The organism is Streptomyces sp. E-08 (assembly GCF_049913095.1).
In the GTDB taxonomy this organism is placed as follows: Bacteria; Actinomycetota; Actinomycetes; order Streptomycetales; family Streptomycetaceae; genus Streptomyces.
Window position 1 is genome coordinate 128301 of sequence record NZ_CP183971.1, and the last position, 12027, is coordinate 140327.

Consider the following 12027-nt stretch of genomic DNA (forward strand, 5'->3'; position numbering starts at 1 on the left):
ACGACGCCCGGTCTCACACGCCTCACTGAACGTGCTCGCGCGGATACGTCGGCCAAGCGAGGGCTCGGGCATCCCGTGACGCTCACCGACCTGCCCTGGTCCCCGCACCCGCGGCCCGCACAGGCGGCCCGGCTCGCAGGCTCCGGACTCCCGGCCCGATCCCGGCATCGCGTCTCGACTGACGACCCCGTCGGCGGCAATCTCTCCAGCGCATCCCGGCTTGGGAGAGGGACGCGCGTACCACGGCTAGGATCTGGGGCGGGTCGGCCTGCCGCGGGGCGGAGCCGGTGGTACCGAGGGGCTAACGAGCTCGTGCAGTTCAGGGCCGTCGTAGACCGTCCAGGGCGATCTCCGCGAACCGGCGCCAGTCTCCGATCTCGTTGTGGCTGAGCATCGCTACGGCACCCACGCTCATGTACAGGTCCGCGACCGTCACGTCGGCACGCAGCGTGCCGTCCGATCGCCCCCGCTCGACCAGCCGCGCTCCGATCGCGAGCAGTGCCTCCCCGACCTCGCCCCGCGGGGCCATGCCGCCGAACGACGCCTCGATCACGCCCGAGACCGCGCGCCCCTCCTCGTGCATCTCGCCCACGCGCGTCAGAAGCGCCTCCACCGCCCCGCACGCGTCGGGCCGCGCCGGACACTCCTCCTCCAGATACGAGAGCACCTTCGCGAATCGCTGCTCGGCGACCGCCCCGACGAGGGCATGCCGAGTCGGGAAGTGCCGGTAGACGGTTCCGACGCCGACCCCGGCGGCCCTGGCGACCTCCGCCATCTGCACCTCGTCGCCGCGCTCGGCGAACAGGTCGTGCGCAACGTTCAGCACGCGCAGGCGATTTCGCTCCGCGTCGGTCCGAGAAGGTCTTGACATGCCGCCGCTTCCTCTGCTCACCTTAAACGGAATCGGATTCCGGTTCCGCAGCCGTTGAGGGAAGGATACTCATGTCCGAAGACCGATTCATCCTGCTCGACCCCGGCGCCTCCCGCCCCACTCGCGTGCCGCTGCCTCCTCAGATGACCGTGAAGGCGAGGACGGAGGACACGGAGGGCCGTTTCTCCCTGATGGAGGTGGTCGTCTCCCAGGAGATCCCCCGCCACGTCCACCACGTGGCCGACGAGTGCATCTACGTACTGGCAGGGGCCCTCGGCGTGGCGTTCGACGACACGGACCGCACAGTGACGGCCGGCCAGTTCGTCCTGTTGCCGCACGGAGTCCCGCACGCTCTGCGTCCCGTGAGCACCCCGCCGCCCAGGGTCCTCCAGATTTCCTCGCCCGGCGGCTGGGAGTGCTACCTGGAGGACCTGTCGGAGCACCTGGCCGGAGCCGGCCGCCAGAGCCGCCTCGACACCACGGCACTGAACCGCATCGCCACCCCGTACCAGATCACCTACGAGGAGCCCACCGCCCCCGCGTAGCCCGCAGCGGCGGACCGGCTCTGAGGAGCGTCTTCTCGGCCGCCGAAGTCGACCGCATCTCCATCGAGGCAGCGCCCGAGCCCCCGGGTGGGTGACTACCACCCTGGTGCTCGCTCTCGCCGAGGGCCGCTACACCCCCGAGCGGGCAGCCGCCCGCGTGCTGGACGTCCTGACCTACAACGCGGCCGGCGGGAACCGATGGGACTTCATCCGGGAGGCCCTGCACTACCGTCAGCGGGCTTCCCGGCCTGAAGTACCAGGTCTACCGCGGCCGGTGGGGAAGCCCGGGGCGTGGCCGGCCCGAGGGTGAGCTCTTCTACGTGAAGATCCTGGACAGGAGCGAATGGGGGCCTTCCACCCGAGCCCCGACCGACGTCGATGTGGACACCCAGGCGAACGCCCAGAAGTCCATGGCGATCTGGGTGAGAAACGCGACGCCGGACGGGGCGGTCCCGGAGTTCCGCGTCATCACCCCCAAGGACGGCGTCGAGAACAAGTGGATCCGCTCGCGACCCGCAGTCGGTGTGAAGGTCGACGGCGTCTGGTATTTCGACGTCCACGCGGCATCGATCCGCTCGGGCGACCGGCCCAACCCTCATTCCGCCCCCCTCGCCGCCGGGACCTACAGCTACTACGCCACGACGAACGGCCGCCCCGACGGGCAGCCGTCCTCGACCCAGAAGAGCGGCTGGGCCCTCGACCACATGATCTCCAACGAGGAGGTCGCGGGCCTCACGGTGTCGATCTCCTCGAACAACGGCGGAGGAAACGGCGCCTCCGACCACGCGCCGGTGAAATTCGCTCCCGCCGGCAGCAGGAACTGCACCGAACGTCTTCGTTCCAGACGCGCGCGCTCGCGGGCGAGTCCGACACGTGCGGCAAACGCACCGCCGTCGTGTCCATGGGAGACAGCTACATCTCCGGTGAAGCCGGCCGATGGGCGGGCAATGCCAACAGCTACGCCGAGGGATCGGCCTGGGACAGGAGGTCTTCGCCGGGCAGCTGAAGACCGTCGAGGGGAACGTCGTCCGGACCCTCGAAGCGGTCCGAACGACGCTGCGCGCAGCCGGACAGACGGACGGCACCTACCAGATCGTGTTGCAGGGCTACCCCAACCCGCTGCCTGCGGGCGACCAGGACCGATACCCGGAGGACTCCTCCAACCCCTTTCAGAAGTACGGACGCTACTGGAAGGGCGGCTGCCCCTTCCTCGACGCGAACAGCGACTGGGCGCGCAACTCGGTCGTCCCCCGCATCACCACCATGCTCCAGAAGTCCGCCTCGCAGGCTTCCGCCTCCTTCCTCGACCTCCAGCACGCGGAACAAGGCGGTGAAGTGGTCCGGATCGAGCGGTCCGCAGAACGTCTTCTTCCACAACACGCTCGCCAAGCAGACCACGGAGTCCGGATCGTACGTGGAGTATCAGCCCTACTCCCGCTCGCACACGATCTTCCTGTTCGGATCCGACGAGTCCGGCTCGTCCGGCACGTTCCAACACCTGGTCTCCGACGGGATGCCGATCTCCGACTGGGCGGGGAGGGAAGGCAGAACGTTCACCGGCGGCAACGGGGTCGACGGCAGCCGGCAGGACGGCACGGACTCCCTCTTCCTCCCGTCCTTCCCGGAGTCCCAGCAGCCCAAGTAGCAGACGGACGGGCCGTCGCGCATACCTTCGAGGTTTCCACACGGCCCGTCCGCGGCTGGTCGACCCCTGTGCCCTCGGGTGTTCCGGAGGCCCCGTCAGCACGGGGCCTGTTCCATGGTGCGGGGGCGGCCGTCGCGGCCTGCTTGGCTCACGGCTTGCGGGCGACGCCACCGGCGATGCATCGCTGGGCCGCGTTGTGCCCGGTCCGCGGATCGTCCCGTCGCCAGTCGGTGCATCGCACCAGTCCCGGGTCGACCATCTCCAGACCGTTGAACAGGTCTTTCAGCTGGTCCCTGGTCGAGAAGGTGCCACTGCCCATCATGCTGTGAAGGAACATGCTCTCCATCCTTCGGGCGGTCTCGCTGTACTCGTCCTCCGGGTCCAGGAAGTGACTGAGTGCCACGTAGGAGCCGGGCGGAAGGGCGTCGATGTACGCGCGCATGATGTCCTTGCGCGTGCGGGTTGCCTCGCCGTTGTAGTGGTGCAGTGTGCCCATCTGCAGCAACGCGATCGGCTTGTCCCAGTCCAGGTGGCCGCGCACGAGCTCGTTCGAAAGCAGCTGCTCCGGGTCGAAGATGTCCTCGGACACGATGACGGTGGTCGCGCTCTGCTCCAGTAGCGCGCTGCTGTGAGCCAGGACCAGGGGGTCGTTGTCGACGTAGACGACCCGTGCGTCCGGGTCGACTCGCTGCACCACCTGGTGGGTGTTCTCCGCGGTCGGCAGGCCCGAGCCGCAGTCCAGGTACTGGGTGATGCCTGCCTGACCGGCCAGGAACCGGCACACGCGGATCAGGAAGGCACGGTTCTCCACCGCCAGGTCCGCAGCTTCGGGAGCCGCCTTCCTCACGCTCCGGACCACCTCGCGGTCCACTTCGTAGTTGTCGGTGCCGTTGAGGAAAGCGTCGTACACCCTGGCAATGCTGGGTTTGGTCGGGTCGATGGAGGACGGCGTTCCGGACATGGGGCCTCCCAGGCAGAATCGACAGGGCGAGTGGGTCAGCGACCTCGCGGTCGGCGAACCGCCGACCGCCAAGACGATCGGCGGCCGGAGTAGACCTCATCCGTCCACGCAACGGCGGTTCCGCTCGGAAGCCGCAGGCCATCCTCGCGTCCCGCCATACAGCCTCCTGCGTGACATGCCGCCCCGAAAGGGTGACGTCGCCCGCCTGCGACCTGTCCCACCGGCGCATCCGCCGGATCCGCGGTGTGGGGGGCGTCAGCCCTGGCAGATGCCGCGCGTGTAGTCGTACGTGGCGGTCGCCTGCGAGTACTTCCACTGCGGGGCGAGGAGCCCGTCCGCCAGCTGGCGGGCGGCGGCCGGGCTCTCGATCACGTAGCCGAAGTCCTGCAGCCAGGAGGGGTACAGGTTCTTGGAGCCGATGTAGAAGGCGGCGTCGTCCACGGAGACCAGCTTGTGGTGCTGCGCGTACGGCTTGCCGTCCGCCCAGGTCGGCTTGTCCGAGGCGCGGAATGTCGCCAGCTGCAGGTTCTGGCACATCGCCGCCCGCGCCTTCGGCTCGTCGCCGGTCAGGACCTTCAGGCGGCCGCGAAGGGCGTCACTCACCTCGGAGAGCGACTTGATCTGCGAGTAGCCGCCGCTGCCGATGGTGCCACGGTTGGCCGGGTCGCTGACCACGATGCGTACCTTTACTCCGGCGGCGAGCTTCGCGGCCAGGGTGTCGTAGAGCCGGATGTCGTAGCGGGGCAGCGGCGGGCAGGTCGCGTTCATGTCCTGCTGCGAGATCTCGATGTGCTCGGTGGCACTCGCGACGAGAGCGCGCAGGGCGGACTCCTCCGGGTTCACCGTGTCGTAGTCGCGGTCGGTGTTGGTGTAGTCGTGCACGCCGATGCCGCAGGTGGTGTCGGAGGCCGTCGGCAGGACCGGCTTGAACGACGAGGACGGGTCGCTCTGGCGGATCCCGACACCGAGGCCGCCCACGGCGAGGGCGGGGACGTCACCGTCGGCCGGCGCCGTGGCGGGCCGGGGCAGGGTGGGCATACAGCCCGCGCCGTTGGAGGAGGCGAACCAGACGCTGGTCCAGCTGCTCTTGTTGCGGCAGGTCCAGTCCCACAGCGTGTCGAGGTAACGGCCGGCGGAGCCGGCGGCCGGTCCCGCCAGAGCGAGGTCGACGTCGTTCACCGGGTGGGCGGTGTCGAGGTAGTCGTCCTTCCAGCTGTTGATGCCGCCGGTGATGACCGAAGTGCCGTCCACGACGACCAGCTTGGAGTGGTTCCACGAGAAGCCGGTCTTCGAGGTCGTCATCGAGGCCACGTTGACGGTGACGTTCGCGGCCGCGGGCCCGAGCTTGGTCACCAGCTCGTCGCGGTACGAGGACGGGATGACATTGGCGTGGTAGATGGGCGCGGCGCCGACCAGGATGCGGACCTGGAGCCGGTTGCCCTTCTGTGTCGCCTCCTTCAGGCCGGCCACGATCGCGTCCTGGAAACCGCCGTTGGGGAACGGGGCCAGCGTGGATATGTCCACGCTCTGCCGGGCCCCGGCGATGTCCTCTCGAACCTTGTCCAGCAGACGGCGGGAGCCGGGGCGTTCGGCGCACGTGGCATCGCCCCAGCAGCCCGGCGTCTGGAGCAGCCAGTCGGCGCTGCCGAGCGTGGAGGCGCCGAGGCGGTTGCCCTCCGTGCGCTCCCAGACGGAGCCCTCCAGGCCGGGAGAGACCTGGCGCAGGGACTGCTCCACGCTGTCGAGGTGCGGGGTGGGCGTGTCGGCGAACGCGGGAGCGGCTGACAGCAGGAGGCTGGAGACCGCGAGAGGCAGGGCCGTCGTGCGGAGGGTGCGTGCCAAAGTGGTTCGGTTCCTTGCTTAGGGGGGTGGCTCGGGTCGACGGCGCCGACGGGCGGGACCTCGACCTTGATCAACTCCCGTAAGTTACCAGCACGTAGCCACCAGTTCACCCCAACCCGGGGCACTTTCGGCCGATATCGCGCCGCGCGTGCCAACTGCCGCACTCAGCGCGCCGGTCACCCGTCACACCCCGGACACGCCGGAGTCCGCACAGCACGCCTTCACGAGACGCGCCGCCCCCGACGAGGCCATGCCCCCGTCATGAGCGGTGACAACGGCGGCCGTACACCCGGGCCGCAGAAGGGACTTGTGCAACCAACCCTCGACTGCGCATAGTTGGCCGGTTCTCGTTCACAAGATCGAGCTCGAGAGGTCACGGGCTTTCCTCCCCCACCCCCGCCTCCCTGCACGCCACCGCCCCCGCGAGTGGGTGCCCGCACGCCCTGAGAGCCGCCCTGCGGACCCGGGGGTCCGGCTCTCGCGACGCGGATCTGCCGCACCTCTTTGGTCCTGCCGGACGCGACCGGCCGGACTGACTGGCCGACGCCGGTCGCGACGCCGACTCCGGCTGGCGGACCTGGGTGGACGAGACAGCCGGACCGATGGCGATAATCGACCGATGAGCACCGTCGAACGCCCTGTTCCGCCCCTGAACGCCGACGAGCGCATCACGCTCGAAGGCTGGCTCGACTTTCACCGCACCACACTCGCCATGAAGTGCGAGGGCCTGGGTGATGAGCAGGCCGCCGCCGCGTCCGTGCCGCCGTCCGGCTTCACTCTGATCGGCCTCGTCCAGCACATGGCGGAGGTCGAGCGGAACTGGTTCCGCCGAGTGTTCGCTGGAGAACAGGCCCCACCCATCTACGACCCGCAGGCTGACCCGCATGGCCCTGACGGCGGCTTCGAGCTGGCCGAGGGCGCCACTCTGCACGACGCCCTCGCCACCTGGCACGCGGAAATCGCCCGCGCCCGCGAGCACTGCGCCGACCGTGCCCTGGCCGACACCGGTCGTTTCATGGAGCAGGACGTCAGCCTCCGCTGGATCTACGTCCACATGATCGAGGAGTACGCCCGTCACAACGGCCACGCCGACCTTCTCCGGGAACGCATCGACGGCGCCACCGGCGTATAGCGCCGATCAGACTGGGTTGCCCTCGTGACGACGGGGTGTACGCGCTGGTCGTTGGCGACGAAGGCGGCAACTCGTGCCGCATCAGGGAGCCTTCGCTCTGTGATGATGTGACGCGCCGGTTCGGATGCTGGTCCCGGGCGACGCGGTGCCGCCAGGCTGGGAACGGACCGGTCAGCGCAAGTCGAGCCGCATGAGGACCCGGGGATGACCGGCCAGGACCGAGGTGGTGTCGGCGGCATGGGTGAATCCAGCGCGCTCGAAGTTCGTCCGGATCCCGGCGTACGCCATCGTCGTGTCCACCCGGGCCTCACCGCTGTCCAGGGGATATGCCTCGATCACCGGTGCACCGTGGGAGCGGGCGAAGTCGACCGCCCCGGCGATCAGAGCGTGCGAGACCCCCTGCCCCCGGTGACCGGGGCGGACGCGGATGCACCACAGGGACCACACGGGCACGTCGTCAAGGTGCGGGATGGTGCGGCTGCGGGCGAAGGACGTGTCCGAACGCGGTGCCACCGCGGCCCAGCCCACCGGCTGATCGCCGTCATAGGCGAGCACCCCCGGCGGGGGCTGCTTGCGGCACAGCTCGCCCACGTACTCGCCACGGGCCGGCCCACGGAGCTGGTTGTTGAGTTTGGACGGAAGTCGGTAGCTCAAGCACCAGCAGACGTTGGCACCGGGCGACTTCGGACCGACCAGGGCCCGAACATCCTCGAACACCGATGCCGGGCGAACTTCGAAGGTCATTCCTTCACGATGTCACGACACACGCGGCGACGCTGGCCCAGCCCCGGCGGCGGGTCGACTCACCCCGGTAGTCGGCCGTCCGCCGCGTGAGCCTTTGCGCCGGAGGGCGGCGTGGCTGTCGGTCTTCTCCGGAAACGTGTGCCGGAAACAGCGCCGCCGGAGGCCATCGCGGCGCAGCCCGTTGGTGCAGGGCCTTGTGGGCCGCGAGACTGTTTGGCTTATGCCCGCATTGGCGCCCCGGTGGCGGGCGGTCACTCGGTCGGGCTCCTAGGTACCGAAACATGTCAGAATCGGCGGATGGTGCTTGTAGGAGAGTTCTTCCTTGCTGGAGACGACGAGTCAGCAGTGCTGGTAGGACCGCGTAAGAGCCATGATTTTCCTGCCGTGTCGTGTGACGGCATCTATCCGGACGACGCAGTCCCGAGGTGGGAAGCTCTGCTGACGGGGGCGGAGAGTCCGCTCCGGCACGTGGTGCCCATGGCCAACGACGGCTTCACTGTCTTCGCTGTTCCGCAGACGCTCTCGACGGCCTTGGCCGGCGCAGGAACGGATCAGCTGAGAAGTACCGCTCTCACGTGGGCCGAGACCGTCTCCGAGATGGACGATGAGATGGAGCCAGGCAGTGCCGTTGACCTTCTTGAGCGTCTGTCAGCTCTGGCCGTGAGTCGCGCGGAGAGAGGCCTGAGCCTGTACTGCTGGTACTTCGCGCCCTGACCTCACCCCGGTGGCATTCCTGTGGTCGTGATCCCGGCCCGCGCCGGGACAGCGCGAGCGGCTTCTCGCCGCAGTAGCGGCGAACCGTGCGCGCCTTCGGCTGCCCTGCGAAGTGATCAGCGCCCAGTGCACAGCAAGCGTCCCGCCTCCAATGCTCTGGCACCTGAACGCATCCGAGCCCCCGGGCCGCCCTCCCTGATTCCGGGGGGGTGCTGATTACGGCTTGCGTCCGCACCACGCCACGAGGCGGTCGATGGCCGGTGCGTCCGCGTCGACGTCCACGGCCGCCCCGAACGGCGCACCGTCACGCGGCCCGGCGGGCAGCCCGCGCCTCATGGCGGCGTATGAGATCGCCACGAGCTCGGGATCCCAGTCAGGAAGTTGACCCGTGGCGGTGGCCACGTCCCAGGTGTGCACGGTGAATTCCGAGGTCCAGACGGCCGCGGCGGCAGCACCCGGAAGGCTGCCGAAGGGCAGGGTCAGCGTCCGGCCCAGGATCGCGGGATCCGCCCACGCCGCCTCGACCTCTCGCACGGCGGCGTCCCACGCCTCCTGCCATGCGGTGTCCGTGAGGTCGTCGGCGAGCGTGGGGAGACTCGTCACGTCGCCGCCACGCCCGGCGAGGGCGATCCGGCGCAGGACGGCGACGAGGTGCCCGGCCAGCCGCCGGACGGTGAACTCGGTACAGGGCGTGGGCCCGTCGAGCTGCTCGGGAAGGACCGCGGCGACGGTGCGTCCGGCGAGGGCGATTGCCTTCAGCAGGCCCGGGCGAGGGTCGCTGGTGGTGTCAGGGGTGACATTGGAACGTGAGGTGTTCCCGATGTGAGTCATGACCTCATCCTGGAAGCAGAACAGGTCATCTCCTGGCCACTTTACGGAAGAGATCGGCCCGTATGAGAGCCGATCGTCTGGTGGCAACCCTCCACCGCGGGCATCCCCGTCTCCTCGCAGCGTGGCCGTGGCGGCGGCTGGTCGATGGCGCCCGCACGGCGCTCACCGGGCTGACCGCCGAGGAGGTCCGGGCACGCTTTTCCATTCCCGGGCCTTCGTGGACCACTCCACCTCGGTCCAGGCACCCGGCGGACCCGTCGTGCGACCGCACGACTTCGACCGTGCCACGGTCTGGCGTTCGTTCGCCGCGCGGCTTGGAAGAGCGGCTGCACGCGGCGACGGTTCTCGCCCGGGCCGAGCCGGGTGCCATGGCGATCCTGGAGCCGTTGTTCGACGGGCGCCTGCACGTCGGTGCCCCGTTCCCCGGTAGTCGTTTCCCTGGGACGCGGTCTTCGTCACAGCCCTCACACGTGATCGACCACTCGCCACGACGCCGCGTCCCAGACGGAGAGCCCCCGGAGCAGGCGCTCCGGGGGCCCTACGCTTGCGGTGCGGGGCGCACTCTGTGATTGCCTGTCACGGCGTTCGCAGGCGGACTGCCGCGTCCTCTGCAGTGAGCGCGCGAGCTCCTCACACGAGCGGCCTGCACCTGACCGTCCTGTGAACGGCTGTCCCGAGCCGGCGGTCAGTGTCCTCGTCAGAGGCCGTTGGTGAACAGCAGCCGGTTCGGCCCGTTGCCGCTCAGGTTCTGGACGACATCCTTCGTGGACTTGTCACTCAGGAAGTTGAAGACTTCGGCCGGGAGCGCGTTGGGGTGTTCAGCCTTGTAGAGGGCGGCCACACCGGCGACGTGCGGGGCGGCCATCGAGGTGCCGTCGAGCGCGACGCTGCCGCCGCCCAGCTTCGCGGAGACGATGTCCTTGCCGGGGGCGTAGAGGTCGAGACATTCGCCCCAGTTGGAGAAGTCGGTTTCCTCGTCGAAGCGGTTGGTCGCGCCGACCGTGAGGACGCGGGCGGCCGAGGCCGGGGAGACCCGGCAGGCGTCGATGTTCGAGTTGCCCGCGGCGATGACCGGCAGCACGCCACGGTCGGAGACCGCCGTGGCGGCGTCATTGACCGCCTGGACCCGGTCGCCGCCCAGGGAGGCGTTCACGACGGCCGGCTGCTGGGCGTTGCGGGCCACCCAGTCGAATCCCGCGATGATGCCCGACCAGGATCCCCGTGAATCGCACCCCAGGACCCGGACGCTGACCAGGTTCACCTTGCGCGCCACCCCGAACGTCGTGCCGCCGACCGTGCCCGCCACGTGCGTGCCGTGGCCGTTGCAGTCCGAGCCGTTGCGGCCGTCACCGATCGCGTCGAAGCCGGCCCGCGCCCGGCCTCCGAACTCGGGGTGCCCGAAGGCGATGCCGGTGTCGATGATGTACGCGGTCACGCCCTGCCCGCTGCCGTAGGCGCTGAAGTCGTTGTCGAGCGGCAGTGCGCGCTGGTCGATCCGGTCCAGTCCCCAGGACTGGGCCGGCGACTTCGGCTGTCTCCCCCGCGACGCGGCGGGCATGCCGTTCGCCCAACCGTCCTCCTGCACGGACTCCACACCGGGGGCCTTGCGCACGGCTGCCAGCTGCTGCGCGGTGAGCGCTGTGGCGAAGCCGTTGACCGCCTCGGTGTAGGTGAACGTCGGCTTCAGTCCCATGGGCGCGGTGAACTTCGCCGGGTCCGTGGACTTGCTCAGGGTGACGATGTAGCGGCCGGGAATCGCATCCGCCGACTTGAGCAGCGGCGCCGGGGGCGGTTCCGGGGCCGCCGCGGACGCGGAGCCGGCTACTACGGGGCTCAGAGTGAGGGCGACGGCAACGGTCAAGCGGGTGGCCGTGACGGAGAGACGCAAGAAAGACTCCCTGGGGTGTGGGTGTTCGACGGGACGAGCCGCGTTCGGCACCGATGGAGTCGCCGGGGTCACGGCCCAAGGTCTGCATCGGACCACTCGTGGAAGCTGCTTGAGCCGCCCGCCGCCGCATGGCCGACGCCTGCCACGAAGCCCACCTTCGTTGCGGAAACGATCACTCGCGCCCGGCGCAACGCGCCCCGCCCCCACCACGGGCGCCACGGCGAATCCACCCGCACGGCTGACACGTCCCGCCCCGCGCACGTCTGCTCCGCACGGCCGAGCACCAGACCGGGCCGCAGACAGGGGACGCGGTTCCTTCCACGTGCCCGCTGCGGGCGGACGGGCCTTGGAACGACCGTCACCCCGTTGGGAGCCGACCGTGGCGGGCACAGCAGCCGACGGGAAGCCTCACCCCACCTCCGGCATTCAGGACGGCTCATGGAGCGAGGACACTGTCGACGCGTCCGTCAGCGCCGGGACGAGCGCCGGCTGGGGCCCCTCAGCGCCCGTCGGTGTCCGCCGCGCTGAGCAGCTCGTCGCCCCGGCACCGCTGCAACCGCCCCGGCGCGGAGAGGCGGCCGCCGAGGTCCTCACGGGCAGGATCGTCGATCTCGGCCACTGGGGGCTTCGTGCACCGCGGCTCGAGCCCGCCCGATACGTCGGCAGCGCGGAGCTGATGGGGATCGACCGCGTCTTCGAGCCCCGACGACCAACAGGTCCACGGTGGCCGATCGGTCGACGAGCACCTTGCGTGCCTGGCCTTCGACAATGGCTCGCCGCAGCCGGACCTCGGGATGCCTCCGGACTCCCGCTTCGAGGGCCTTGTCGAGCAATGCGGCCGCACCTGCCTCGGC

At 69.7% G+C, this 12027-nt stretch carries 10 protein-coding genes; 4 read left to right on the forward strand and 6 right to left on the reverse strand.

Features of this window, described 5'->3' with window-relative positions:
* Positions 1-319: 319 nt before the first annotated feature.
* Positions 320-826, reverse strand: a complete 507-nt coding sequence (locus ACN9MM_RS00725) for a TetR/AcrR family transcriptional regulator (RefSeq protein ID WP_426361768.1) — start codon at positions 824-826, stop codon at positions 320-322.
* A 116-nt stretch (positions 827-942) separates the two neighbouring features.
* On the opposite strand from ACN9MM_RS00725, the gene ACN9MM_RS00730 reads away from it, so the two are divergent.
* Both ACN9MM_RS00730 and ACN9MM_RS00735 read left to right on the forward strand, forming a co-directional pair.
* Complete coding sequence (locus tag ACN9MM_RS00730) at positions 943-1416, forward strand: cupin domain-containing protein (RefSeq protein ID WP_426361769.1); 474 nt, start codon at positions 943-945, stop codon at positions 1414-1416.
* A 1330-nt stretch (positions 1417-2746) separates the two neighbouring features.
* Complete coding sequence (locus ACN9MM_RS00735) at positions 2747-3061, forward strand: hypothetical protein (RefSeq protein ID WP_426361770.1); 315 nt, start codon at positions 2747-2749, stop codon at positions 3059-3061.
* Positions 3062-3209: 148 nt separating this feature from the next.
* Here the strand turns inward: ACN9MM_RS00735 and ACN9MM_RS00740 are convergent, their stop codons facing one another.
* Both ACN9MM_RS00740 and ACN9MM_RS00745 read right to left on the reverse strand, forming a co-directional pair.
* Positions 3210-4022: an SAM-dependent methyltransferase gene (locus ACN9MM_RS00740; RefSeq protein WP_426361771.1), complete on the reverse strand. Its 813-nt coding sequence runs from the start codon at positions 4020-4022 to the stop codon at positions 3210-3212.
* Between the two features lie 255 nt (positions 4023-4277).
* Positions 4278-5864 carry a phospholipase D-like domain-containing protein gene (locus tag ACN9MM_RS00745; protein WP_426361772.1) on the reverse strand — a complete coding sequence of 529 codons (1587 nt, stop codon included), beginning with the start codon at positions 5862-5864 and terminating at the stop codon, positions 4278-4280.
* 619 nt (positions 5865-6483) lie between these two features.
* On the opposite strand from ACN9MM_RS00745, the gene ACN9MM_RS00750 reads away from it, so the two are divergent.
* Complete coding sequence (locus ACN9MM_RS00750; RefSeq protein ID WP_426361773.1) at positions 6484-6996, forward strand: DinB family protein; 513 nt, start codon at positions 6484-6486, stop codon at positions 6994-6996.
* Positions 6997-7167: 171 nt separating this feature from the next.
* Here ACN9MM_RS00750 and ACN9MM_RS00755 read toward each other — a convergent pair whose 3' ends face one another.
* The gene (locus ACN9MM_RS00755; RefSeq protein ID WP_426361774.1) at positions 7168-7740 is read right to left on the reverse strand and encodes a GNAT family N-acetyltransferase; all 573 of its coding nucleotides are present in this window, start codon (positions 7738-7740) and stop codon (positions 7168-7170) included.
* A gap of 297 nt (positions 7741-8037) precedes the next feature.
* Between ACN9MM_RS00755 and ACN9MM_RS00760 the strand changes: the two genes are divergently transcribed.
* Positions 8038-8454, forward strand: a complete 417-nt coding sequence (locus ACN9MM_RS00760; protein ID WP_426361775.1) for a hypothetical protein — start codon at positions 8038-8040, stop codon at positions 8452-8454.
* A gap of 216 nt (positions 8455-8670) precedes the next feature.
* Here ACN9MM_RS00760 and ACN9MM_RS00765 read toward each other — a convergent pair whose 3' ends face one another.
* Positions 8671-9285: a TIGR03086 family metal-binding protein gene (locus tag ACN9MM_RS00765; protein WP_426361776.1), complete on the reverse strand. Its 615-nt coding sequence runs from the start codon at positions 9283-9285 to the stop codon at positions 8671-8673.
* Positions 9286-9982: 697 nt separating this feature from the next.
* Positions 9983-11173, reverse strand: a complete 1191-nt coding sequence (locus ACN9MM_RS00770; protein WP_426361777.1) for a S8 family peptidase — start codon at positions 11171-11173, stop codon at positions 9983-9985.
* Between the last annotated feature and the right edge of the window lie 854 nt (positions 11174-12027).

Bases quoted from the DNA above. Each gene is read 5' to 3' on its own strand.
- ACN9MM_RS00730 (WP_426361769.1), top strand. From the start codon at position 943: ATGTCCGAAGACCGATTCATCCTGCTCGACCCCGGCGCCTCCCGCCCC.
- ACN9MM_RS00740 (WP_426361771.1), bottom strand. From the start codon at position 4,022: ATGTCCGGAACGCCGTCCTCCATCGACCCGACCAAACCCAGCATTGCC.
- ACN9MM_RS00750 (WP_426361773.1), top strand. From the start codon at position 6,484: ATGAGCACCGTCGAACGCCCTGTTCCGCCCCTGAACGCCGACGAGCGC.
- ACN9MM_RS00755 (WP_426361774.1), bottom strand. From the start codon at position 7,740: ATGACCTTCGAAGTTCGCCCGGCATCGGTGTTCGAGGATGTTCGGGCC.
- ACN9MM_RS00760 (WP_426361775.1), top strand. From the start codon at position 8,038: ATGGTGCTTGTAGGAGAGTTCTTCCTTGCTGGAGACGACGAGTCAGCA.
- ACN9MM_RS00765 (WP_426361776.1), bottom strand. From the start codon at position 9,285: ATGACTCACATCGGGAACACCTCACGTTCCAATGTCACCCCTGACACC.